This window comes from Sphingobacterium sp. UBA3549, assembly GCF_002376635.1.
Classification (GTDB): Bacteria; Bacteroidota; Bacteroidia; order Sphingobacteriales; family Sphingobacteriaceae; genus Sphingobacterium.
On sequence record NZ_DFOE01000017.1, the window covers coordinates 112,586 to 136,417 of the forward strand.

The window sequence follows — 23,832 nt, forward strand, 5'->3', positions numbered from 1 at the left end:
GCGACGAAAGTGTCCAAAATAAAAAAATAGCTTCCAAACCGTATTGAATATACTTGGATTGGAAGCTGTTTTTTGTCCTTTATGCTGCGATAGCCTGTGTTTCGTTATTTGCTAAAGGTGTTATTTGACGATTCTACATCTGCCAAGCGCAGTGAAGGATCAATTGTTACTGCTTTTGGTGTCTTTGATAGCGGAATGGTATAATCGGGTTTAGTCCAGAACCAGTCTTCGAGCACGGTTCTTTTAACACCTTTGTAAATGTCAAAATGTTCTTCCGGTTTTTCTCCACGCATTTCACGCAAAGGGATATAAAAGAGTTCCTTGCTTCCATCGGTGTATTCTACGAGAACATCCAGTGGCATGGCGAAATTAGACTTGTTAGCCAAAAGAATTTCTTTATCTGTTACTTTTTCAATGGCGTAATCGATTTGACGGGTGGTATTGATAAACAGGTTGAAATACCATTTCAGGTTGATCCCCGAAACTTCTTCAGCAACGCGTTTGAAATCATTAGGGGTCGGATGTTTAAACTTCCAGAGATCATAAAATTTCAGAAAGGTTTTCTCTAAGTTTTCCTGTCCAATAATATAACCCAGCTGCTCTGCAAGTACAGCACCTTTGTTGTATGCTTCGTTGCTGTATCCATAATTGGTGTTATAATAATCGGCCAATAAGCTCATCGGTTCTTCTTTACCAGAAAGCGCTAATTTGTAATAACCACGGTAAGCTGCAATTTGCGGGTTGGATGCTATGGCTCCTCTTTTTTCAAAGATATGCTGCATGGCAAGCTCTTCGACATAGGAGGTAAAGCCTTCATCAAACCACTCATCTACAGTTTCGTTGATTCCAAATAATTGCTGGTACCAAGAGTGTGCTGATTCGTGGAATATTACACCAACAAGGCTTTTTAGATTGCGTCCACCGGTGATCAGCGTAGCGGTACCATACTCCATTCCCCCATCGCCACCTTGAATAATGGTATATGTTGGCCAAGGGTATTTTCCAAACTTTGCACTACAGAAATCGAAGAATTCGGTGGATAGACCTATCGCTGTTTTCCAATTGGATATCACTTCTTTGTCGGTTGGCAAAAATACGGTATACACTTTTATTCCGTTTTTACTTGAAGCTGAATCTACGACAAACTTGGGATCCGCGGCCCATACAAAGTCATGGATATTTTGGGCCTTATAATGCCAGGTAGCTTTATTGCCGTCTAGTTTTATCTTTGCTTTCGGTTGATAACCTTTTACTTCTGCTGGGTTCTGAAGAACACCTGATGCACCGACTACATAATTTTTGTTGAGCCGTATGGTCACATCGAAATTACCAAAGGGAGCAATGAATTCACGGCCTGTATATTCATCTAAATGCCAGCCGAATTCATCAAATTGAGCCATTTTTGGATACCATTGCGCCATAGAGAGTGCTACTCCTTCGGCAGAATTTCGGCCAGTTCTTCGGATTTGTTCTGGCACTTGAGCGGTCCACTCCATGTCAAAACGGACTGTTTCGCCATCTTGTATAACCGACGGTAGAGTGACCTCCAAGATGGTCCCATCAATTTTAAATGAGGTATGAGCCCCATTCATTGTTAAGCTTTTGATTTTTTGATAACCTATTTGATTGGTTTGGAGCTCTCCGATACGGCTTTGATATATTGGTTTTTCTTTCGTACCTACATTAATCACCATGCGCTTGTCGGGATCACTGATGTTTTTTAAGCGATAATCCATCATCGATCCTGGTTGAAAAGCATTGAAGTATAGATGGAAATAGACCTTTTTTAGGGACTGACCTGAATTATTGCTATACTTCAAGATCATTTTTCCATCGTATTGATATGCTTTTTCATCCACGTTGACGTCCATTTTGTAGTCAACTTTCTGTTGCCAGAATCCTTTCCTTTGGGCCTTCACTACTGCCCCCCAAATATTGAATACACATGCAAGTGTAAAAAAGGATATAATTTTAATTTTCATGTCTCAAACTTACAAAATTGTCTCAATAAATGGCGCTTATAGGTGCTTGATGACGCTAATGTCATCAAATCTTGACGAAAATCTACCATTGGATGTGGAATTGGCTTGGTTTTGGTTATGGGATTTATTTATTGAGTTAAAATCAATTTTACTTTTTATTTATGGATAATCTATATTATAAACCCTCTGGAAAGTCTCCTGCGTTGGCTATTATTGGCTCCCTGATACTAGGTACTTTGGGTGCCATTGTATTGGCTATTGTTTACATTGCTTTACAATGGTTTATACCCATTATTTACTTTAATGTATTTATTACCTTAGGTTTTGGTGCTGGAATATTCTATGTGCTGAATTTTTGTTTCAAACAATGGAAATTAAGGAATAGGGGGGTAGCCATTTTGATCACATTATTGGTCGCCATTTTAGCCTTTTATGCACAGTGGGCTCTGTTTGTATCATTAATGTACAATGCGGAAGGAACAATGGGCGGAGATACCTGGGTAAAATCGTCTTTTAATCTTGAAGGTTTTAAAGCTTTTTTCTTACACCCGACATTTATTTGGGAAGCGATGCAAGGTTTAAATGAAGTAGGTACGTTTACCCTGAAAAAGAGCCCGGTTTCGGGCGGTATGTTGTGGGCCGTGTGGGCTATTGAAATGGGTATTATTTTGATTACTCCAATCATTATGGCTTTCCGCGGCATCACTATCTATCCATTTTCTGAAAAAGACGAAGTATGGATGAATAAACGCGCTTTGCCGGGAAGGTTAAAGTATGTGGCTGATAAAGATACCGTAGTCAGCTCGTTGGGCAACCATGATTTTGCCTATGTATACGACTATCTATCGGAAGAAGAAGAACATCTCTCTTTTGCTACCGCTGAATTATATGAATCTGAAACGGACGACCATCAATATTTGACCATCTATAATCATCAATTTACGGAAAAGAAAGGCAAGCTGGAAGAAAAGAAGGATGAGGTGATTGAGTTCTTGCGAATAAACAGAAATAGTTTGTAGACTAGTTGGAAAGGTAATCTATTCGGGTGCCTTTCGGCTCTGCTTCGCCTTTTGTTCGCCCCTTGTTCGCCTTGCGTACTCGTTTTCTCCACCTTGCGCCCACTGTGCGCCCACTTATTAGGTGGACGTACAGTGGGCGCAAGGTGGGCGAACAGTGGGGGAACTCCGAACCAGTTACGAATAAGGGGCGAATGAGTCGGCAACAAGAATACCGCCCTTTGATTTCCATTCATTAATAGAAGGGCTATAAATTTTGACTTCCTCAATACCATTTTTCGCCAATATCGATGCCGCTATGGTTGCCCGGTCTCCCGATTGACAGTGGAGATACAGCTGTTTACTTTGGTCCACTTTGCTGAGGTTGTCCTCAATTGTTCCAACAAAGAGATGTGTTGCATTCGGTAAATGGCCCTCTGCGAACTCACTGGCGTTGCGCACGTCTAGAATTTGCGTGTCAGATTTGTCCAAAGCGCTCTTCATTTCTTCAAACCCGATGAGCTGTTGATGCGCTAATGCGATGTCTAAACTGGGGATTGCATCCGGTGTAATATATCCGGTAACGTGATCCAATCCGATGCGCATAAGTTTACGTGCAACGTCGTCCAATTGGTTTTCTTCTACAATGAGTATAAAAGGATCGGAGTAATTAAGTATCCAGCCTGCCCACGTATTAAAAGTCTTGTTGTTTTGAATATTGACGCTACCTGGCAGATATCCCTTTGCAAATTCGGACTTGTGTCGTGTATCAATGATTGTTGTTCCTTCGTGGTATAAATCAAGAAAGGCATCATTCGTTAACCTGTTGTATCGAGGTACTTCTGTTTGTAACGGCCGCACTATTTTGTTGAGTTTTTTCATCATAGCAAAGTAGCGTGGTGGCTCGGGTTGTCCTGATAAAAGCTCATCTACAAAAGCTCCTTCATTGTTTTGGTATTGAAGTGCCCAATTCCGTATTTTTTCATAACCAACGGTCGAACTGGGGACGGCGCCGAGTGCCTTTCCACAGGCGGATCCGGCGCCATGAGCAGGCCATACCTGAATATGATCGGGTAAAGTCAAGAAATGTTGCAACGAACGGTACATTTGCTGTGCTCCAATCTCTTTGGTTCCGATCATTCCAGCCGCATTTTCCAATAAATCAGGGCGGCCAATGTCGCCAACAAATACAAAGTCGCCAGTAAAAATCATAACAGGTTCCATCGTTGCCGGTGTATCGACCAGTAGAAAACTAATACTCTCAGGTGTATGTCCGGGAGTATGGATAACCTTGAAAATAAGGTTTCCAACTTGAAATTGATCGCCATCTTTTAATCCTTTATGTGGAAATGAGTATTGCCAGTCCGCCCCACCTTCATCGGACAAATAAGGTTGGGCACCTGTTAATGCGGCCAATTCCAGTGTGCCTGATAGGTAATCGGCATGGATATGTGTTTCCGCAATATGCGTTATGATCAGATTATTCTTTTGTGCAATCTCAAGATAGGTATCTACATCTCTTTTGGGATCAATAACAATAGCTACTCCTTTTGCCTGACAGCCAATGATATAACTCGAATGAGCAAGAGATGATTCAAAAATGTGTTGAAAAAACATAACGTGTGATTTTAATGATTTACAAATTGCATGAATTCGAAAGCAAAGATTAGGGTGCCGATGCTAATTAAAAAATATCCAAAAATACCTTTCAATTTAGCGGCATCTAATTTATCTTTCCATTTGGAACCAATTTGGAGGCCTATTAATGTGATTAATGTAAAGGTTACTAATATAAACCAATTCATATGTTGTAAGAAATGATAATTCGCGATCAAGCCGAATGATGCGTTTAATCCAATAATGAACAGAGAAGTGGCGATAGCCTGCTTCAGTGGAATACCTAAAAGTAATACTAGGGCTGGTACAATTATGAATCCACCTCCTGCACCGACCAAGCCCGTCATAATGCCAACCAGTGAGCCGACAAGGATAACGTTGAAAATTTGTGCAGGTCTACCCTTGAATGTGGCGTTCTGTACCTGTTTTTGTCTTCGTACCATCGCAGTCGCAGAAATTAATATCACGATTGCGAACAATAGCATGATGATATGGTTTCTGGAAATCTCCATACTCGCGATGTTGAATGACTCGGGTATAGAAACGAGAAGATAGCGCTTGGTGAAATAGACTGAAATTAGCGAGGGAAGTAGAAAAATAGTTGTGGTTTTCAAGTCAATTTCCCTCTTTTTTAACGGATAAATTGATCCGACCAAGGCTAATATTCCAATAGAAAACAGCGAATAGTCCAATGCATATTGAGGTTCAATATGGAAGATATAGACAAATATGGGGAGTGTTAGGATGCTTCCGCCGCTACCCATTAGGCCCATAGATAGCCCGACGACGACAGCTAATGTAAATCCAGCTATAAATATTAATTCCATTTTCTGTTGCTAAAAATTTAATTTTTGATGGCGTGGGCTTTCAAAATAGTAGACTACCTGTAGGTTAATGGGGCAATTTGTTGCGCAAGATACCGTAAATCCATGTACCCAATAAGGCAAACAATAGTACAATGCCAATCGTCCAGTAACCGGCTCCGATTAAAGCAAACATGGGGCCTGGGCAAGCACCAGTCAGCGCCCAGCCCAAACCAAAGATTGTGCCGCCCACCAGATACCGGGTAATGCTTTTATCTTTATCTGCAAAGGTGATGTGCGCTCCGTGGCTGTCCTTAATTTGTTTCCTTTTAATGATCTGTACAATAATAATGGCTGTTGTTAGCGCTGTTCCAATGATACCATACATGTGAAAGGAGCGAAATTGAAACATTTCGTATATTCTATACCATGATGCCGCTTCCGACTTATATAAGATAATGCCAAATAATATGCCTATTAATATGAATTTTAATGCTTTCATTTTATGCAAAGATTAAGGGAAATAAAAAATGGATCATGATTATTCCACCTAGGAAGAAGCCGATTACAGCGATCAACGATGGAATCTGGAAGTTGCTGAGCCCTGAAATGGCATGTCCAGAAGAGCAGCCGCCAGCATACCGCGTTCCAAAGCCGATTAATATGCCGCCGATACTTAAAATTAGGAATTGAAACAGAGATCCGTTAAAAACAAAAATGGATTCGGGGAGGTAACCTTGTATATGGTCGATAATACCCAGTTCTTTCAGATCTGCCACACTTTTCGCATGGATTTGTGTTGGTGTGCCGTCGTCGAGGAAATAATGTGCGATAAAACCTCCGATAACGGTTCCGAGTACCAGCAGAAGATTCCAGGATTGTGTCTTCCAGTCGAACCTAAAAAAAGATGAAGTTTTGCCTGCACCTAGTACAGTGCACATTGTACGTAAATTGTTGGACATGCCAAAATCCTTACCCTGTTTGAGCAGAAGGTACATGACCAGTGCAATTAAAGGACCTGAAATATACCAGGGCCACGGTTGTTTGATGTATTCCAATAACATAACAATGTTCTTAAGTGATGTTGCAAAGGTACATACTGCCTTTGCAAAAGCCTGTAACAAATGTTACTGAAGGAACAAAGAATTTATAGGTCGTAATATTCGATATCGGCTGCCCTCAGCGCCTCGCTCAACAGTGGAAGATCATCTTCCTTTTGGAACAATTTGTTGCGCCATGTTCGAAAAGCCGGGCCTTTGACCGGGTGGATAATAATGAGGTTGCCGCCAGAGCGCTTCAGATTTCGGATATATGAAATACTGCTTAAAGGAAAAACGACTGTTTTCTTGGCATTGCTGATGCGGAGTACTTCTTCTTCCAAAATCCATGTCGACGATAATGTCGAACACTTAATGGCCAAGTATAAGGCAAAAGGGATCATTAAAAGAGCGATAATAATCTTGATGATTTCCTGTACCGGAACTTTAGACATGCCTATTCCAATGAGCAGGATTGAAGTCAACAATATAAACATGTATTTTCCACGGTGCAATGTCGACAAGTGAAATGTCTGCGAATTACTCTTCATATTTTGATAAACTTCCCTTTGGCGTCAATATAGGAAAAATTCTCCAAGTCTTCCCTTCCATGTGTCTATCCATTTTTAGAAACCTTCGCTATTGCGGATAAATTAATATAGTAAGAGAAACCTTGGGATGAGGTAATGCTTGGAATAGGCAAAAATTATGCATTTTTGTGTCTATGATATTTGGTGAAGAATTGCAGGCATGGTATCAGGAGCATAAGCGAGATTTACCATGGAGAGAAACACATGATGCGTATAAAATATGGCTTTCGGAGATTATTCTGCAACAGACGCGGGTGGAGCAGGGCATGCCGTACTACTATCGTTTTGTGGAGCGATTCAATACTGTAGTAGATTTTGCAAATGCGGATGAAGACGACATTCTTCACCTCTGGCAAGGTTTGGGATATTACTCCAGGGGGCGGAATATGCATAAAGCGGCTCGAATTGTCCGGGATCAATTCAATGGGATTTTTCCAGTGGATTATAAGACCTTACTAAGCCTTCCTGGTGTAGGGGAATATACTGCTGCAGCAATATCTTCTTTTGCTAATAATGAGGCCCAGGCAGTTTTAGACGGAAACGTGTTTCGTGTACTTGCACGCTATTATGGAATAGAAACTCCCATTAATTCAACGGAAGGGAAAAAGGTTTTCGCTGCGATAGCGAAAGAAAATCTGGATCAAAATCATCCGGCCCAATATAATCAGGCTATTATGGATTTTGGTGCGATCCATTGTAAGCCTAAGCAACCGCTTTGTGAGCAATGCATGTTTCGTCTTTCATGCTATGCCTTTACACGCGGCGAGGTCAATCAATTGCCTGTAAAGCTTAAAGGCAAAGGAAGCAGAGATAGATATTTCAATTATTTTATTTTAAAGGATAGCAATCGTCTTCTGATGTCTAAACGCGGTGAAGGTGATGTTTGGCAGAATCTGTATGAGTTTCCACTCCTGGAATCAGATCATACGATGGATATTGTTGATATTCTGAACGATGAGTGGTTTGTGTCTTATTTTGGGAAAGATGCTGACCTGAGCATCTTGCAGCAGCAGACTAAGCATATTTTAAGCCATCAGAATATTTATGCCACATTTTTTGAAGTGCGGTTAAAAGGAGATTTAATTCAAAAAAAATCAAATTGGGATTATGTAATTCTAAAAGATTTAGATAAATTAGCTAAACACAAGTTGATCTTTACTTTTTTGGAAAGGTCAAATTTTTAACCATTTATGCTTTTAAATTATGTCAGGAGTTAACAAAGTCATTTTAGTGGGACATCTTGGAAAAGATCCCGAAATTCGTTATTTAGAAGGCAATGTCTCTGTTGCCAGTTTTCCATTGGCAACATCAGAAACCTATAATAAAGATGGAAAAAGGGTGGAGCAAACCGAATGGCACAATATTGTTATGTGGCGAGGTCTGGCTGACGTGGCTGTGAAATATCTAACAAAGGGGAAGTTAGTTTATATTGAAGGCCGATTAAGGACGCGTACTTATGAGGATAAGGAAGGTATTAGACGATACGCTACGGAGGTCGTTGCAGAAACTTTTACACTTTTAGGTCGTAAATCAGATTTTGAGCCGAACACTGGTGCAGGTGCGGGCAATACATCCAATACGCAAGCACAAAAAGCGGAAGATAAAGAAGTTGAAGTTGATTTTACCGAAAATGATCAAGAGGATAATCCCTTACCATTTTAATCTGTAATAAGTTATGGTTATGTAAAAACTTGACTTTGGTAATCAATCGATGATAGTTAGAATAGCAGGCAAATGAGTCTGCTTTTTTGTTTATTGGACATTTTTGACTACTCGTACCGCGTAATTGGCTGCAGTTCGTTTTTTAGTTGTCTAAATTGATGTTTTTGTTCATGATCGGCGAATGCCCAAAATTTCTTTTTCGACGAAATTTTGGCTATGTTTGCTCTAATTATGTTGCAAGATAGAATTACGCAGTATACTGAGGAAATTAAGGCGTTTTCGCCGACTTCTTCAGCCGATGTAGAAAATTTCAGATTGAGGTTTTTGGTTTCAAAAGGGATTGTGAAGAATCTTTTTGATGAATTCAAAACCGTTACACCTGAAGAGAAACGTACTTTGGGTAAAGTGTTGAACGAATTTAAGCAGTTGGCAGAAAATACGTTTAAGGAAGCACAAGAAAAATTCGGACTTGGAGAGAAGCAAAAATCCGAACAGCTTGAGGGCGACTTAACATTACCGGGGCAGGGATTTCAGCTAGGATCTAGACATCCAATCTCCCTGGTTCGTAAAGAAATTGTTGAAATTTTCAAGAAATTAGGTTTTATTGTTTCGGAAGGTCCAGAAATCGAAGATGACTGGCACAACTTCTCGGCGTTGAATTTCCCTCCCGAGCATCCTGCGCGTGATATGCAAGATACTTTCTTTATCAAGAAACAGGAAGGTAATGATATTACTTTAAGAACGCATACTTCTTCCGTTCAGGTACGTTTAATGGAAGCTGGCAAACCTCCATTCCGTGCCATTATGCCCGGTCGTGTTTATAGAAATGAGGCTATTTCGGCCCGTGCACACTGTTTCTTTCATCAGGTGGAAGGTTTGTATGTAGACGAAAATGTTTCTTTTGCTGATCTGAAACAAACCTTATATCATTTTGTCCAAGAAATGTACGGGGAAGGTACTAAAGTACGTTTCCGTCCTTCATATTTCCCTTTTACGGAGCCTTCAGCAGAAATGGATATTTCTTGTACCATTTGTAAAGGTGCTGGATGTAATTTGTGTAAATACTCTGGCTGGGTAGAGATTTTAGGTTGTGGTATGGTGGATCCTAATGTTCTTGACAATTGTGGTATTGATAGTAAAAAATACGCTGGCTTTGCATTTGGTATGGGTATTGAACGTATCACTAATCTGAAATATGTAATTAAGGACTTGCGTCTTTTCTCTGAGAACGATACCCGTTTCTTGTCGCAATTTGAGACGGAATTAATATAAATTAATGTTCAAAAACAATTATTGCATCATATTATTCTCCATTATGACGAAGTCTGGGAATAATGTGATGCTTTTTAGTCTTTGATCTTGTCGCTGAAATTCGATATGCCTATTATAAAATTACATGGAACCAGATCATATCATTGAATCAATAAAAAGAACGGCACGAGAGCTTTTTCGTCAAAATGGTTATCATAAAACCAGTGTGAATACTTTGGCGAAAAAGGCCAAGATAGCAAAAGCTACTGTGTACAAATATTTTGATAGCAAAGAAATGATTTTGCATGCCATCTTGATGGATTATCTTCGCGCGAGCTTGCAGGATATTTTAAAAACGACCAAATATGAAGATGATATGGCTTCTTTTTTGGGTTTTACGATTTTGCGGGTAAGCCGACTAACCTACACCGTTTGCAATGAGTTGATCGGATGGGAGTTTATTCGGGAGTCTGCGAATGCTCAGGAATACCTAAAAACCCTTTCTGAAGATTTGGAGTTTCTGCTCTTAAGTACATTCATTCAAAATGAAAAAATTAATGAAGCGATTAGTGAAGAAAAGTTAACCTTTCTGATTAAATCCAGTAAAAGTATTGTATTTTCATTTGCGTTTACTGCGGTTTCGGATGCTGATGTGCGTAAAAATTTTATTTCCTTTCAGAAGGAAATCCTGCCTTACCTTGTTCAGGCAACTGTTCAATAAGTTCCCTTTAACGCTGTCATTCTTGTTCCAATGGCCGGGACTCTCCTCTTTCAATGTTTTTTCTTTCTTGTGATTTGCTTTTTTTCATATTTACGTTTGTAGATATTCGATTGCGCTATTATAGTCTGTACGAAGCCGATAGCACGTGAAGAGTTCCTTTATAGTCGTGATAATCAATGCTTATAAATAATTTGTGCAGGTGAAAAATCGTTATAAAAATTGTATTTTTGCATCCTATGAGTAGAAGAATTCCACAAGATAAAAAGTTCTTGAAAGATATTGCCATCATTGATATTGCCGAAGAGGGTAGAGGTGTTGGAAAAACCGAAGATTTGGTTTTGTTTGTTGAAAAAGCTGTTCCGGGAGATGTTGTTGACGTGGAGCTTATGCGCAAGAAAAAGAATTTTGCAGAGGCTCGTGTAACTGCTTTAAAAGAGGCCTCGTCTTATCGTGTAAATCCTTTTTGTGAGCACTTTGGAGTTTGTGGCGGATGTAAGTGGCAACATATGACATATGATGCTCAATTGAAATTTAAACAACAGTCTGTCGATAATGCTTTATCGCGTATTGGGAAGGTGGATACCTCTGCTATGGAACGTATATTAGGCTCGGTGCAAACAGAATATTATAGGAATAAATTAGAGTACACTTTTTCAAACAAAAAGTGGTTGACTTCTGTGGATGAAGATGCGTCTGTATTGGAAATGAATGCTTTGGGATTTCACGTGCCGGGACGTTTTGATAAAATTTTAGATATTGATCATTGCTATCTGCAAGAAGACCCTTCAAATGAAATTCGCAATTCAATTCGTGATTTTGCACTTGGCCAAGGCATTACATTCTACGATTTGCGTGAGCATACAGGTGTTTTGCGTAATTTGATTATCCGTATTTCTTCTACTGGCGAGATGATGGTGATCGTTGTTTTTGCTTATCCAGAAGAGGGGCAGGTAGAATTGCTGATGAATGATGTCAAAGAAAAGTTCCCACAAATCACTTCGCTATTATATATTGTCAATCAGAAACGCAATGATACGATCTTTGACCAAGATATCCATATCTACGCGGGGCGTGATTTTATTTATGAGGAGATGGAAGGATTACGGTATAAAGTTGGACCTAAATCTTTCTATCAAACGAATTCTGCACAAGCTTACGAGTTATATAAAATCACCCGTGATTTTGCTGGTCTGAGTGGCGATGAATTGGTATATGATTTGTATACGGGTGCTGGTACGATAGCAAATTTTGTTGCTAAGCAAGCTCGAGAAGTAGTGGGTGTAGAGTACGTTCCTACAGCTATTGAAGATGCACAAGTCAATTCGTCCATCAATAATATTACGAATACAAAGTTCTATGCTGGAGATATGAAGGATGTTTTGACCCCTTCCTTCATTGCCGAACATGGTAAACCTGATGTAGTGATTACAGACCCGCCACGTGCAGGAATGCATGCCGATGTTGTGGCACGTTTGTTGGAAATGGAATCTCCGCGTATCGTATATGTGAGTTGTAATGCTGCGACGCAAGCGAGAGATCTTTTGTTGTTAGCGGAGAAATATGAGGTAAAGCGTATTAAACCGGTGGATATGTTTCCGCATACGCAACATGTTGAGAATGTCGTCTTATTGGAGTTGAAAAAGTAATTGTACCATTATGGAAGTAGAAGATTTATTTGCAGGGTCTGCAAGAGAAGAAAATACAACATCTACAGGACAAAGTCCATTAAAGAGCCTGCAGGTCGATCTCGATTTTTATAGTGAATCAATCCGCGAGGTAGCGTTAGAAATCGTGGAAGAAGGGTATTCTGAATATCCCATTTTTATAGCTCATCAGCATGAAGTCTCTGTTGGCGAGGTTATATTGGATCGCAAAGAGCTGGATACAAAATGGACAATTAATGCGTCTACATTGGAAGAGTTCGTTTCGATGGATATCATACAGGAGGATCGCAAATCGTCCTTCATTCAGAACTATAAACCTGCTAAAGATTTTATGTGTCTGTTTGTTGTCGTTGCGGAGGGGGCCAATTTTGTTTTTTATCCTTACAAGTAGCGGACATAAGAATATTTAAACTTTTTTAACAGTACAAGTGTCCAACTATTATTAATTTTAGCCAATAGGTATCGTGTAAATTACAATATTGTACGATTGAAAATAAGTGTGCATGCGATCTTGATCATGCGCTATTGGATTCAATGAACTGCTGCTACACGCTAAAACTAATCGGGATAATTGAAGAGAGCTAATAGGATGAAAATATTACAGATACAGATAGTAAGTTTTTTTTTACTTTTATTTACCTATTTCGGCGCTACTGCTCAGCAACAGCAGAAGGTTTCGGGTATGGTTTTACAAAAGGGTAACGGTAATCGCATTGGAGATGCGGTGGTAATTAATCTCCGTACGCACAGATCAACGCTGACCAATTCTTTTGGTGTTTTTACTATCGATGCATCAGTAGGAGATTCGTTGTCTTTCACTAAAGTGGGTTATTCCCCTGTAAAAACCGTGTTAACCAATTTGAATGAGTTTTATGTGGAATTGCAAGAGGGCATACGATTGGAGACTGTCATTGTTGAAAGGAAGACGAAAGAAGCTGAATTAAACGATGCTATGAATAACTATTCCAAAAAGGGTGTTTATAATGGCGGTAAAAATAAGTTTGGAACTTATTTGGGTAGCCCTGCCACAGCACTTTATAATCTTTTTGGGCGAGAGGCTAAAAACGCAAAGCGCTTTGGACGATTCATGGATAGAGAGAAAGAGGAGTTGCAAGTTGACCGTATTTTTTCCCGTGAAGCTGTTAAGAATCTAACGAAACTGGATAGTGCTGAGCTGGATGCTTTTATGATACGTTATCGCCCATCTTTTGATCTCGCTGAACATTGGGGACAATACGATCTGATGCATTACGTGCAACAGTCGATGGAAGATTTTGATGCAAAGGGGAGACCTAAAGGTTCATTATTGCCAGATATTGAAGTGAAGACACAGGAGAAGTAGAACAGTTTATGCTCGAGCTCATGTTCTATTTTAAATAAATATGAGTAGATACTGTAGCGTTTTGACTGCATGGAGGAAGTTTAATAGCGCTTTTTTCCTCGTTTGGTAACAAAAAAGTTGATAAAAATATCTTTTGGCACTTAGTTTGATTTTAGTAGAGCTGTATTAGTTTAAATATAAAGTCTTAGATCGCATACATATGAAAATGAATAGAAAATTGGCTGTATTTGGTTTGACAGTTGCAACCTCAGCTATGTTATTTGGAAGTTGTTCTACCATCCAAAATACGAATAATGCCACTAAAGGCGGAGTCATTGGTGGTGTTGCCGGGGGTGCATTAGGTGCATTAATCGGTGGGAAAGCCGGTAATACGGCAATTGGTACTTTGGCCGGTGCTGCAATCGGTGGCGCTGCTGGTGTATTGATTGGTAAAAAAATGGATAAGCAAGCAGCTGAGATTTCTAAAACTGTTGAAGGAGCCGAAGTTACGCAATCTGCAGAGGGTATCGTTGTTAAGTTTGATTCAGGTATTTTATTTGACTTTAATAAATCAGACCTTAAAGCGTCTGCCAAAGATAATATTGCTAATTTGGTAACTACACTGAATAAAGAGCAGGGTACTGAAATTTTGGTAATCGGACATACCGATAATGTAGGTTCACTGGCTGCAAATGAAAAAGTGTCTTTGGACCGTGCGAATTCAGTGCGTGCTTTTGCAGTATCTAAAGGTTTGGCTTCATCACGTATCCGTACTGAAGGCAGAAATTTCTCTGAACCAATTGCAAGTAATGATACAGAAGCTGGACGTGCACAAAACCGTCGGGTCGAGATCGTCATCGTAGCGGGCGATCAAATGAAAAAAGAAGCGAAGCAACAAGCAGGACAATAACTCGATTTAAGACGTTCGTCTTTCCGATTTGTTCTATTTGATGTTTAATCATAAAAAAGCGTTGATAAACTCAACGCTTTTTTTTTTGGAATAAAGTGGGTAAAAATTTCTAATGTGATTCATTTAGACCTGAAATGTGACAAATCATAAATCATATTTCTGTCTGACAAACTGTCATTATATGGATTTAAATTTCTAACTTTGTAATCTTTGAAACAACCATTGGTTGGAAATTAATTCATCAAATTATGGATTTCTGAACGGGTTGACTTCATTAAATAATAAAAATTATATTCTATTGAATAGCGAGCTATGCTAGATTTAACACATACCACTAAGGAACACGACGAATCTCGTCAGGGTGAGGCATTATTATTGGAACAGGATCCGACTTTAAGCACTGGACGTAAACTTTATATTGAAAGTTACGGTTGCCAGATGAATTTCTCGGATAGTGAGATTGTTGCTTCTATTTTGTTGGATAAAGGATTTGAGACTACCAAGAATTATCAGGAGGCTGATGTTGTTTTTATTAATACCTGTTCGATCCGCGAGAATGCCGAACAACGTGTTCGTAACCGGTTAAAGGAGTTTGAAGCTGCTAAAGCAAAGAATCCTGGAATGATCGTTGGTGTATTGGGTTGTATGGCCGAGCGTCTAAAGTCGAAGTTTCTGGAAGAAGAAAAATTGGTTGATGTTGTGGTGGGACCAGATGCTTATCGTGATCTGCCTAATTTGATTGATCAGGTTGACGATGGTGCTAAAGCCGTAAACGTTTTATTATCAAGAGAGGAAACGTATGCTGATATCAATCCGGTTCGTTTGAATTCAAATGGCGTCACCGCTTTCATTTCAATTATGCGCGGTTGTGATAATATGTGTTCTTTCTGTGTGGTTCCTTTCACACGGGGTCGCGAACGTAGTCGTGATCCGCAGTCTATTGTGAAAGAAGCTCAAGATCTTTTTAATGCGGGCTATAAGGAAGTTACGTTGTTAGGACAAAATGTCGATTCCTATAAATATACTGCTCCAGTAGCAGAAGGCGATGTTCCCAGCGAAACTGTCACTTTTGCTACTTTGCTTACGATGGTTGCGGAAATCAGTCCACTTCTGCGTGTTCGTTTTTCAACTTCTCATCCAAAAGATATTACAGATGAGGTATTGTATGCGATAGCATCACATGAAAATATCTGTAATTATATTCACTTGCCCGTGCAGTCTGGGAATTCCAGAGTATTGGAATTGATGAACCGTACATATGATCGTGCGTGGTATATGGAGCGTGTGGATGCAATTCGTCGTATTATACCGGATTGTGCTATTTCTACCGATGTCATTACTGGTTTCTGCACCGAAACGGAAGAAGAGCATCAGGATACACTTTCTATGATGGACTATGTGAAGTATGATTTCGCTTATATGTTTGCTTATTCGGAAAGACCGGGCACATTGGCGGCGAAAAGATATGCAGATGATATTCCTGAAGATATTAAAAAACGGCGCTTGACGGAAGTTATCAATAAACAACGCGATCATAGTTTATATCGTTATCAACAATTTGTTGGAAAAGTCTGTAAGGTACTCATTGAAGGGTTTTCAAAACGATCTGAGTTTGATTTTTGTGGACGTAACGACCAAAATGCATTAGTTGTCTTTCCAATAGATCCTCGATTTAAGCAAGGTGATTATGTGAATGTCGTTGTTGAATCATGTACATCTGCGACGCTGTTAGGGAAAATTGTTGATTAAGCTAACTTAGATTATTTTATTTCCAACTGGAAATTTATGGATAACCAAGATATAAAGAATAGATTTGGAATTATCGGTAATTCGCCATTGTTGAATCGGGCAATTGATATTGCGCGGCAAGTGGCTCCGACTGATATTTCCGTATTAATACAAGGTGAGAGTGGTAGTGGTAAAGAAGTTTTTTCGCATATTATCCATCAATTGAGTTCACGTAAGCATGGCCCCTTTATTGCGGTCAACTGTGGGGCTATACCAGAAGGAACCATTGACTCTGAGTTGTTTGGTCACGAAAAAGGTTCTTTTACGGGAGCACATGAAGCTAGAAAGGGCTATTTTGAAGTTGTTGACGGTGGAACGATTTTTTTAGATGAGGTGGGTGAGTTACCTTTGGGTACGCAAGCACGATTGTTACGCGTATTGGAGTCAGGTGAGTATATAAGGGTCGGATCATCCAAAGTGCAGAAAACAAATGTGCGTGTAGTTGCCGCTACAAACGTGAATGTTTTTGAAGCTGTACAAAAAGGTAGATTTCGCGAAGATCTTTATTATCGTTTAAATACTGTACCCTTGCGTGTGCCCTCTTTACGTGAGCGTCCTGAAGATGTCAACTTGTTATTCCGTAAGTTTATTGTGGACTTTTCTGAAAAGTACCGTACTCCGGGCGTTCAATTGACGGACGATGCTCAGAATATGCTACGCAACTATAGTTGGCCTGGAAATGTGCGTCAACTGAAAAACGTTGCCGAACAAATCGCTGTTTTGGAGAAAGAACGTGTTGTAGATGCGTATACACTTCAAAATTATTTGCCCAATGAATCCCGGACGAGTCTTCCTGCAGTAGTTCCGTCAAATAATGGAGGGAAGGAGGATTTTTCAGAAAGAGATTTGCTGTATAAAGTTTTATTTGATATGAAGAAAGATATGGTTGATCTGAAAAAACTGGTGGTTGAATTGATTCAGAAGGGCGTTGACTCTAGCACATTTGATCAAAATTCTCCATACATTAATCAATTATATCAAGAGATCGAGCCACACTTGAAATCGGAGCCGGAAAATTATACAACACCGACTTTGACGATACATTCGCCGGCAAACGCTGCAAATGTGTTAAAAAATCCTGTTTCAAAGGATGACTATCTGCAGGATGCAGAAGAGGTGGAGGAATCTTTATCACTTGTTGATAAGGAATCTGATTTAATCAAGAAGGCGTTGAAAAAACACCGTGGTAAGCGTAAAGCTGCCGCACAAGAGCTGGGAATTTCTGAAAGAACTTTGTATAGAAAGATTAAAGACTTAAATTTAGATTAGGGGTTACAGATGTTGTCAAAAAAAATAGTATATACTTTTCTCACGACGATCTTTTTGTTTGTCATGAATAGTTGTGGGGTAAAATATGGATTTACTGGTGGGTCTATTCCTGAGGGAATGAAAACCGTTAATATTCAATATTTCGAAAATATCGCTCCATTAGTTTACCCGACATTAAGTCAGAATTTTACGGAGGCACTTAAAGAGCGTATTCGTAATCAGTCTCGATTGAGTCAGGTGAACCAGGATGGTGACGCTAACTTTGAGGGGTTTATCACGGAGTATACGATAAGTCCTGCTGCTGTTGAAGCGGGGACTGATCGTGCTGCTATGAATAGATTGACGATCACAGTCAAAGTGACTTATCATAATAAAATTAATCCTAAGGACGACTTTGAACAGCCATTTACACGTTTTAAAGAGTTCGCTGGAAACCTTCAGAGTGCACAGGAAGAGACTTTGGGTAAGGAAATTATTCAAATGTTAACGGAAGATATATACAATAAAGCTTTTGCTAATTGGTAACTCTATTTATAAGATGAATCTTAATGTATCATTACCCAATAAGGAGCTTTTTTTTCGAGCACTCAACTACCCTGATACGGTAGAGGAAGATTTGATTTTGGCCTTGATTGAAAAATATCCTTATGCACAGAGCTTACGATTCGTTTATGAACGTAAAGTTTTTGAGAAACATCAAACTGTTCAGAATTTATCTTCCACGCTGTTATATGCTTGTTCCCCGAGTTGGCTTTATGAATATGTGCATGTTAAATCTGCCGTAGATTCGGCAGCAATAACGCAATCGGATGAATTATTAGTGGATGAGGAATCTATTGGCGATGATCGTGTTGTCGAAATTGCGGCCGATGGAGAAATAGAGGAGGATGAGTTGAATCGTTTGATTGAGGTTGGGGTTGCAACAGATTATTTTCGGTCGAATAATCAACAGGATGTAGCTATGGGTGATTTGCAGGAGTCTCCAGTTGTGGCCACGGCTCCTCAGGAATCTGTTGCCAACGAAAGTAATGATAGTCAAGAGCATGTTTCTGTTTATGATGATGATACGATGCCATACAGTTTTTTGTGGTGGCTACATAAAACAAGATTGGAGTATGCTCATACCTATCAGCCCTACGTTAAATCACCTTTGAGCCCAATGAAGCCATCAAGTGATGATGTCGCTAAAATTCATGAAAAATTAGATAGTCAGCTATTAGATCAACAGATCCGTGAGAATATTTTTCATTTGCAACCGCCTGAGGCGAAATTAAGTGATGAGGTTAAAACAACAGTCGCTTTTCAGATACCGCGCAAGTCTGACAAGGTCATTGAGAAGTTTATTCGCGAAGAACCTATCATTCAGCCGCTACAAGCGGAGAAGTTGGATTTAGAGAATAAAGCCAGGAAAAGTTCGGAAGATCAGTACTCACTCGTTACCGAAACGCTTGCAAAAATCTATGTGGAACAGGGCTTATATCCAAAGGCAATAGAGGTTTACAAAAAATTAGTTTTGAAATATCCAGAAAAAAATGCTTACTTTGCGGCACGCATAACAGAATTAGAAAAGAAATTAAATTAATAACATAAAGAGATGCAAGGATTATTAATCGGTCTAATCATATTGGCTAGTATTATTTTAGCGTTTTTGGTTTTAATCCAAAATCCAAAAGGGGGAGGTTTGTCATCTGGTTTTTCGGGTGGAACTAATCTTATGGGTGTAAAACGTACAGGTGACATTTTGGAAAAAGGTACTTGGATCATGGTTATTGCCATCATGGTATTTAGCTTGGGTGTAAATATTATTGGAACATCGCCAAGCACATCCAAAGGAGGATTGGGGGGGCAAATTGAAGCGCCTGCTCAGCAAGGTCCATTGAACTTAGGTACTGGACAAAATCCTGCTGGTGCTCCTGCTGGACAAGAGCAAACAGCTCCGGCTCAATCTCAGGAAAAAGTACCGGCGACAGCGCCTACCACGAAACCAGCGGAAGAGGCTAAAAAATAGGTGTCAATAAAAAATTATACGCCCTGTTTGTGAAAGCAAACGGGGCTTTTTGTTTTCTGTATTTTTTAGACGTTGTTGTCAATGAATGGATCGTGAAGGTTTTGCTAAGCGGATTAAGCGTATTAAATCAAATGGATATTGGGTAAGCAGAAGTAAGACTGGCAGACATAAAATGACAGTGTGACAGCAAAATGAATTTTTGTCGATTGGGATGTTAACTTTTGTGTGAAAAATTGTCTTAAAAGCCCTTCCAATTACAATTGGCATAAAAGATGATGTGCTTATAGCGATTATAACATAAAAATAAATTCAAAACAGATAAAAAGTAAATTAATTATGGCATTAAGTATCAAACCTATCGGAGACAGAGTAGTAGTAGAAGCTGCTCCAGCAGAAGAAAAAACAGCTTCAGGGTTGTATATCCCCGATACAGCAAAAGAAAAACCATCTCAAGGTACAGTAGTTGCTGTAGGTACAGGTAAAGTTGACGAACCGTTAACTGTGAAAGTTGGTGACAAAGTATTATACGGAAAATACGCAGGTACTGAAATTACTTACGAAGGAAAAGAGTACTTAATTATGCGTGAGTCTGATATTTACGCGGTCATCTAATTCATACAAACGATTATTTAAAAAAGAGCTTACTGGCTCGGTTAAAAATTCAAGTTTATTTTAGTGGAGCTGTAAATTTGGATGTTAAAAGATAAAACCGGTTTTCGGTTTAGTATACTATCTTAATTACACTTCTTGAAATACTTAATACTTATAAAAAATGGCAAAACAAGTAAAATATAACGTTGAGGCTCGTGAAGCCCTTAAAAAAGGTGTAGATACTTTAGCAAATGCAGTTAAAGTAACATTAGGTCCTAAAGGACGTAACGTAATTATTGAAAAGAAATTTGGTGCTCCAGTAATTACTAAAGATGGTGTCTCGGTAGCGAAGGAAATCGAATTGAAAGACGCTTTAGAAAATATGGGTGCGCAAATGGTAAAAGAAGTAGCTTCCAAAACAGCTGATCAAGCGGGTGATGGTACCACTACTGCTACAGTATTAGCGCAAGCAATCGTTGCTCCAGGTATCAAATCTGTGGCTGCTGGTGCTAACCCAATGGATCTAAAACGTGGTATTGACAAAGCGGTTGCTACTGTAGTTGCCAACTTGAAATCACAATCTCAAGAAGTTGGTCAAGATAACAATAAAATCAAACAAGTTGCTACAATTTCAGCTAACAATGACGAAGTAATTGGTTCGTTAATTGCACAAGCGATGGAAAAAGTAGGTAATGATGGTGTTATCACTGTAGAAGAGGCTAAAGGTACTGAAACAGAAGTTAAAACTGTCGAAGGTATGCAATTTGACCGCGGTTATTTGTCACCATATTTTGTGACAAATTCCGATAAGATGGAAGCAGAATTGGATAATCCATATATTTTGATCTATGACAAGAAAATCAGCAACATGAAAGAATTGCTGCCTATCTTGGAGAAACAAGTTCAAACGGGCAAACCTTTATTGATCATTGCTGAAGATCTAGATGGTGAGGCTTTGGCGACCTTGGTGGTTAATAAAATCCGTGGTTCTTTGAAAGTTGCAGCTGTCAAAGCTCCAGGTTTCGGCGACCGTCGTAAAGCCATGTTGGAAGATATTGCGATCTTAACTGGTGGTACGGTGATTTCAGAAGAAAGAGGTTTCAAATTAGAAAATGCTGAATTATCTTACTTAGGTCAAGCTGAGAAAGTTCAGGTTGATAAAGATAATACAACCATCATCAATGGTTCTGGAAATGTGGAAGATATCAAAGCACGTGTTGCACAAATCCGTTCACAAATTGAAACAACAACTTCAGACTACGATCGTGAAAAACTACAAGAGCGTTTGGCTAAATTGTCTGGTGGTGTAGCTGTATTGTATGTAGGTGCAACTACTGAAGTTGAGATGAAAGAGAAAAAAGACCGTGTTGATGATGCTTTGCATGCAACTCGCGCTGCTGTTGAAGAAGGTATTATCGCTGGTGGTGGTGTTGCATTTATCCGTGCTACTGAAGCTTTGTTAGATCTAAAAGGTGAAAATGAAGATGAGCAAATTGGTATTGATATCATCAAACGTGCGATTGAGGAGCCGTTACGTCAGATCTGTAACAATGCAGGTATCGAAGGTGCAGTAATTGTTCAAAAAGTAAAAGAAGGAACTGCAGATTTTGGTTACAATGCGCGTACAGACCGTTATGAAAACTTAATTGCTGCTGGTGTAATTGATCCAACTAAAGTATCTCGTGTAGCGCTAGAAAATGCTGCTTCAGTTGCTTCAATGCTATTGACTACTGAGTGTGTTTTAGCCGACGAAGCTGAAGAAAACCCTGTAGGTGCTGGTGCTCCTCCAATGGGTGGTGGTATGGGTGGCATGATGTAAGATCATCCACTTCAAAAAAATACGGGCTCTTTTNNAAAAGAGCCCGTATTTTTTTGACCTTAGTAACCCTTTGCCGTATCGTCTCCACGCGGATCGGCTCCGGTCTGTAATTTACCGTCCGGTAATACCACGATATTCTCCACACGACCGATTGCCCCCCTCGGATTTATCGTATAGCCATCTTTTGCCAATTGATTACGCAGGTTGGCATCAATGGCATTATGCTCGACATCGACACGATCAGGAAGCCATTGATGATGAAATCTTGGCAAGCTAACAGCTGCCTGTGCGTTCTTTCTGAAGTCGATGACGTTTAGAATAGTCTGAAAAACAGACGTAATAATCGTCGATCCTCCTGGGGTGCCGACAACCATAAATAGCTTGCCATTTTTTTCTACGATAGTAGGTGTCATCGAACTGAGCATTCTTTTACCTGGCTGAATCTCATTTGCCTTTTCACCTGTCAAACCGTACATGTTAGGTACGCCGGCTTTCACCGAAAAATCGTCCATTTCATTGTTTAATAGGAAGCCTGCACCGGCTACAAATACGCCCGATCCATACGAATCATTAAGTGTCGTTGTAATAGACACCGCATTACCTTGTGCATCAACAATATTAAAATGCGTTGTTTGCTCACTTTCATAGCCAGGTATGATGTCAGCATTGATCTCTTTACTCAATGCCGCTTTATGGAAATTAAATGCATGCAGTTTACTTGCATTGGAACTGGAGTCTATGAGATATTGGACAGGTACCTTAATAAAATCAGGATCCCCAAGATACTTCGCTCTATTGGCATAGACATAGCGTTCGGCTTCCACCATAACACGAATAGTTGAATCGGTCTGAAAACCCCAACGTTGTAGCGGAAACTGCTCAACGGATTTGAGTAGGGCTAAAAGAGAAGTTCCTCCACTAGACGGTGGCGGCATCGAAATGACTTTATATCCTCGATAGTTTGTATGAATTGGACTGCGCCAAATTGCTTGGTATTCCAGGAGGTCTTGGTGTGTAATAATTCCTTTTCCTTGACTCATTTCAGCGACCAGTAAGTCTGCTGTCTTCCCTTTATAGAAGCCATCTCGACCATCCTCTGCAATTCTTTCCAGTGTTTTTGCAAGTTCCTCTTGAAGAAATAGATCTCCCGATTTCCATGAGGTCGTTTTGATAATCGCCGCACCAGAAGGGTTTAGCCTGACAAAACGATCTTTATGGCTTTCAAACTCATTGGCTTGTCTTTGACTGATTTTAAAACCCGTTCTGGCTAGTTGGATTGCGGGGAGTAGGAGATCTTTCCACTGTAATTTACCATACTTTTTGTGTGCTTCCCACATACCCGCGACAGAGCCGGGAATACCTGATGCTAATTGACTATACAGGCTCAGCTCTGGAACAACATTACCTTGCGCATCAAGATACATATCTCGTGTTGCTTTTAAAGGAGCTTTCTCGCGAAAGTCCAGCGCATCTAATTGGCCATTATGATCACGATAGAGCATAAAGCCGCCGCCGCCAATATTTCCGGCATTTGGATAAACCACTGCAAGGGCAAATTGTACGGCAACTGCAGCATCTATTGCATTTCCACCTTGTTTTAAGATCTTTACACCAATTTCTGAAGCCAAAGGGTGAGCAGTTACTACTGCCGCCTTATTAAATGTACTGGGTTGCTCAACGCTGGAATTTAGCCGCTGCTTTGTTGTACAAGAAGCAATGAACACGCTAGCTATGAGCGAATAGGTTATGAATTTATGCATCGTATCCGATTTACAGTTTTAAATAACATCTCAGGGAGTTGTAG

General features: G+C 39.7%; 23 protein-coding genes. 16 read left to right on the forward strand and 7 right to left on the reverse strand.

The features are described from left to right. Positions 1-104 precede the first annotated feature (104 nt). On the reverse strand, positions 105-1,982 hold the full coding sequence (locus B2W36_RS09200) for a M1 family metallopeptidase (RefSeq protein WP_293887561.1): 1,878 nt from the start codon (positions 1,980-1,982) through the stop codon (positions 105-107). Between the two features lie 161 nt (positions 1,983-2,143). Here B2W36_RS09200 and B2W36_RS09205 point away from each other — a divergent pair, with 161 nt between their 5' ends. Next, positions 2,144-3,001 (forward strand): hypothetical protein, encoded by an 858-nt coding sequence (locus B2W36_RS09205; RefSeq protein WP_293887562.1) that lies wholly within the window; start codon positions 2,144-2,146, stop codon positions 2,999-3,001. A gap of 174 nt (positions 3,002-3,175) precedes the next feature. Here B2W36_RS09205 and B2W36_RS09210 read toward each other — a convergent pair whose 3' ends face one another. The 5 genes from B2W36_RS09210 to B2W36_RS09230 form a co-directional block, all read right to left on the reverse strand. Then, positions 3,176-4,594, reverse strand: coding sequence for an MBL fold metallo-hydrolase (locus B2W36_RS09210; protein ID WP_293887563.1), 1,419 nt, complete (start codon positions 4,592-4,594; stop codon positions 3,176-3,178). Positions 4,595-4,605: 11 nt separating this feature from the next. Further along, on the reverse strand, positions 4,606-5,421 hold the full coding sequence (locus tag B2W36_RS09215) for a sulfite exporter TauE/SafE family protein (RefSeq protein WP_293887564.1): 816 nt from the start codon (positions 5,419-5,421) through the stop codon (positions 4,606-4,608). A 64-nt stretch (positions 5,422-5,485) separates the two neighbouring features. Next, entirely contained in the window at positions 5,486-5,899 is a 414-nt protein-coding gene (locus B2W36_RS09220; RefSeq protein WP_293882647.1) for a DUF6691 family protein, read from the reverse strand. 1 nt (position 5,900) lies between these two features. After that, the gene (locus B2W36_RS09225; protein WP_209577549.1) at positions 5,901-6,461 is read right to left on the reverse strand and encodes a YeeE/YedE family protein; all 561 of its coding nucleotides are present in this window, start codon (positions 6,459-6,461) and stop codon (positions 5,901-5,903) included. Between the two features lie 83 nt (positions 6,462-6,544). Next, on the reverse strand, positions 6,545-6,985 hold the full coding sequence (locus B2W36_RS09230) for a hypothetical protein (RefSeq protein ID WP_209577551.1): 441 nt from the start codon (positions 6,983-6,985) through the stop codon (positions 6,545-6,547). A gap of 173 nt (positions 6,986-7,158) precedes the next feature. Here B2W36_RS09230 and mutY point away from each other — a divergent pair, with 173 nt between their 5' ends. From mutY to groL, 15 genes are all read left to right on the forward strand, one after another. Next, positions 7,159-8,208: an A/G-specific adenine glycosylase gene (gene mutY / locus B2W36_RS09235; protein ID WP_293882676.1), complete on the forward strand. Its 1,050-nt coding sequence runs from the start codon at positions 7,159-7,161 to the stop codon at positions 8,206-8,208. Positions 8,209-8,227: 19 nt separating this feature from the next. Then, positions 8,228-8,686 (forward strand): single-stranded DNA-binding protein, encoded by a 459-nt coding sequence (locus tag B2W36_RS09240; protein ID WP_209577558.1) that lies wholly within the window; start codon positions 8,228-8,230, stop codon positions 8,684-8,686. Positions 8,687-8,917: 231 nt separating this feature from the next. Then, on the forward strand, positions 8,918-9,958 hold the full coding sequence (gene pheS / locus B2W36_RS09245; RefSeq protein WP_209577559.1) for a phenylalanine--tRNA ligase subunit alpha: 1,041 nt from the start codon (positions 8,918-8,920) through the stop codon (positions 9,956-9,958). A gap of 124 nt (positions 9,959-10,082) precedes the next feature. After that, a complete protein-coding gene (locus tag B2W36_RS09250; RefSeq protein WP_209577560.1) occupies positions 10,083-10,658 on the forward strand; it encodes a TetR/AcrR family transcriptional regulator in 576 nt (191 codons plus the stop codon). Between the two features lie 236 nt (positions 10,659-10,894). Further along, entirely contained in the window at positions 10,895-12,304 is a 1,410-nt protein-coding gene (gene rlmD, locus B2W36_RS09255; RefSeq protein ID WP_293887565.1) for a 23S rRNA (uracil(1939)-C(5))-methyltransferase RlmD, read from the forward strand. A gap of 10 nt (positions 12,305-12,314) precedes the next feature. Then, complete coding sequence (locus tag B2W36_RS09260; RefSeq protein ID WP_209577563.1) at positions 12,315-12,713, forward strand: hypothetical protein; 399 nt, start codon at positions 12,315-12,317, stop codon at positions 12,711-12,713. A 198-nt stretch (positions 12,714-12,911) separates the two neighbouring features. After that, complete coding sequence (locus B2W36_RS09265) at positions 12,912-13,664, forward strand: hypothetical protein (protein ID WP_293882662.1); 753 nt, start codon at positions 12,912-12,914, stop codon at positions 13,662-13,664. A 199-nt stretch (positions 13,665-13,863) separates the two neighbouring features. Beyond that, positions 13,864-14,553 (forward strand): OmpA family protein, encoded by a 690-nt coding sequence (locus tag B2W36_RS09270; RefSeq protein ID WP_209577565.1) that lies wholly within the window; start codon positions 13,864-13,866, stop codon positions 14,551-14,553. Positions 14,554-14,865: 312 nt separating this feature from the next. Further along, the gene (miaB, locus tag B2W36_RS09275) at positions 14,866-16,302 is read left to right on the forward strand and encodes a tRNA (N6-isopentenyl adenosine(37)-C2)-methylthiotransferase MiaB (RefSeq protein ID WP_293887566.1); all 1,437 of its coding nucleotides are present in this window, start codon (positions 14,866-14,868) and stop codon (positions 16,300-16,302) included. A gap of 36 nt (positions 16,303-16,338) precedes the next feature. Next, a complete protein-coding gene (locus B2W36_RS09280; protein WP_209577572.1) occupies positions 16,339-17,610 on the forward strand; it encodes a sigma-54 interaction domain-containing protein in 1,272 nt (423 codons plus the stop codon). 9 nt (positions 17,611-17,619) lie between these two features. Then, complete coding sequence (locus B2W36_RS09285; protein WP_209577574.1) at positions 17,620-18,135, forward strand: LptE family protein; 516 nt, start codon at positions 17,620-17,622, stop codon at positions 18,133-18,135. 13 nt (positions 18,136-18,148) lie between these two features. Next, the gene (locus B2W36_RS09290; protein WP_293887567.1) at positions 18,149-19,192 is read left to right on the forward strand and encodes a hypothetical protein; all 1,044 of its coding nucleotides are present in this window, start codon (positions 18,149-18,151) and stop codon (positions 19,190-19,192) included. Between the two features lie 12 nt (positions 19,193-19,204). Then, positions 19,205-19,618: a preprotein translocase subunit SecG gene (gene secG, locus B2W36_RS09295; protein ID WP_209577578.1), complete on the forward strand. Its 414-nt coding sequence runs from the start codon at positions 19,205-19,207 to the stop codon at positions 19,616-19,618. Between the two features lie 336 nt (positions 19,619-19,954). After that, a complete protein-coding gene (locus B2W36_RS09300; protein WP_028070710.1) occupies positions 19,955-20,230 on the forward strand; it encodes a co-chaperone GroES in 276 nt (91 codons plus the stop codon). 160 nt (positions 20,231-20,390) lie between these two features. Further along, entirely contained in the window at positions 20,391-22,028 is a 1,638-nt protein-coding gene (gene groL, locus B2W36_RS09305; RefSeq protein ID WP_209577580.1) for a chaperonin GroEL, read from the forward strand. A 59-nt stretch (positions 22,029-22,087) separates the two neighbouring features. Here the strand turns inward: groL and ggt are convergent, their stop codons facing one another. Beyond that, positions 22,088-23,788, reverse strand: coding sequence for a gamma-glutamyltransferase (gene ggt, locus B2W36_RS09310; RefSeq protein WP_293887568.1), 1,701 nt, complete (start codon positions 23,786-23,788; stop codon positions 22,088-22,090). Positions 23,789-23,832 lie beyond the last annotated feature (44 nt).

What these genes read in the sequence shown, in the direction of transcription:
- B2W36_RS09200 (WP_293887561.1), bottom strand. Translation starts at nt 1,982, where the DNA reads ATGAAAATTAAAATTATATCCTTTTTTACACTTGCATGTGTATTCAAT.
- B2W36_RS09205 (WP_293887562.1), top strand. Translation starts at nt 2,144, where the DNA reads ATGGATAATCTATATTATAAACCCTCTGGAAAGTCTCCTGCGTTGGCT.
- B2W36_RS09210 (WP_293887563.1), bottom strand. Translation starts at nt 4,594, where the DNA reads ATGTTTTTTCAACACATTTTTGAATCATCTCTTGCTCATTCGAGTTAT.
- B2W36_RS09215 (WP_293887564.1), bottom strand. Translation starts at nt 5,421, where the DNA reads ATGGAATTAATATTTATAGCTGGATTTACATTAGCTGTCGTCGTCGGG.
- B2W36_RS09220 (WP_293882647.1), bottom strand. Translation starts at nt 5,899, where the DNA reads ATGAAAGCATTAAAATTCATATTAATAGGCATATTATTTGGCATTATC.
- B2W36_RS09225 (WP_209577549.1), bottom strand. Translation starts at nt 6,461, where the DNA reads ATGTTATTGGAATACATCAAACAACCGTGGCCCTGGTATATTTCAGGT.
- B2W36_RS09230 (WP_209577551.1), bottom strand. Translation starts at nt 6,985, where the DNA reads ATGAAGAGTAATTCGCAGACATTTCACTTGTCGACATTGCACCGTGGA.
- mutY (WP_293882676.1), top strand. Translation starts at nt 7,159, where the DNA reads ATGATATTTGGTGAAGAATTGCAGGCATGGTATCAGGAGCATAAGCGA.
- B2W36_RS09240 (WP_209577558.1), top strand. Translation starts at nt 8,228, where the DNA reads ATGTCAGGAGTTAACAAAGTCATTTTAGTGGGACATCTTGGAAAAGAT.
- pheS (WP_209577559.1), top strand. Translation starts at nt 8,918, where the DNA reads ATGTTGCAAGATAGAATTACGCAGTATACTGAGGAAATTAAGGCGTTT.
- B2W36_RS09250 (WP_209577560.1), top strand. Translation starts at nt 10,083, where the DNA reads ATGGAACCAGATCATATCATTGAATCAATAAAAAGAACGGCACGAGAG.
- rlmD (WP_293887565.1), top strand. Translation starts at nt 10,895, where the DNA reads ATGAGTAGAAGAATTCCACAAGATAAAAAGTTCTTGAAAGATATTGCC.
- B2W36_RS09260 (WP_209577563.1), top strand. Translation starts at nt 12,315, where the DNA reads ATGGAAGTAGAAGATTTATTTGCAGGGTCTGCAAGAGAAGAAAATACA.
- B2W36_RS09265 (WP_293882662.1), top strand. Translation starts at nt 12,912, where the DNA reads ATGAAAATATTACAGATACAGATAGTAAGTTTTTTTTTACTTTTATTT.
- B2W36_RS09270 (WP_209577565.1), top strand. Translation starts at nt 13,864, where the DNA reads ATGAAAATGAATAGAAAATTGGCTGTATTTGGTTTGACAGTTGCAACC.
- miaB (WP_293887566.1), top strand. Translation starts at nt 14,866, where the DNA reads ATGCTAGATTTAACACATACCACTAAGGAACACGACGAATCTCGTCAG.
- B2W36_RS09280 (WP_209577572.1), top strand. Translation starts at nt 16,339, where the DNA reads ATGGATAACCAAGATATAAAGAATAGATTTGGAATTATCGGTAATTCG.
- B2W36_RS09285 (WP_209577574.1), top strand. Translation starts at nt 17,620, where the DNA reads ATGTTGTCAAAAAAAATAGTATATACTTTTCTCACGACGATCTTTTTG.
- B2W36_RS09290 (WP_293887567.1), top strand. Translation starts at nt 18,149, where the DNA reads ATGAATCTTAATGTATCATTACCCAATAAGGAGCTTTTTTTTCGAGCA.
- secG (WP_209577578.1), top strand. Translation starts at nt 19,205, where the DNA reads ATGCAAGGATTATTAATCGGTCTAATCATATTGGCTAGTATTATTTTA.
- B2W36_RS09300 (WP_028070710.1), top strand. Translation starts at nt 19,955, where the DNA reads ATGGCATTAAGTATCAAACCTATCGGAGACAGAGTAGTAGTAGAAGCT.
- groL (WP_209577580.1), top strand. Translation starts at nt 20,391, where the DNA reads ATGGCAAAACAAGTAAAATATAACGTTGAGGCTCGTGAAGCCCTTAAA.
- ggt (WP_293887568.1), bottom strand. Translation starts at nt 23,788, where the DNA reads ATGCATAAATTCATAACCTATTCGCTCATAGCTAGCGTGTTCATTGCT.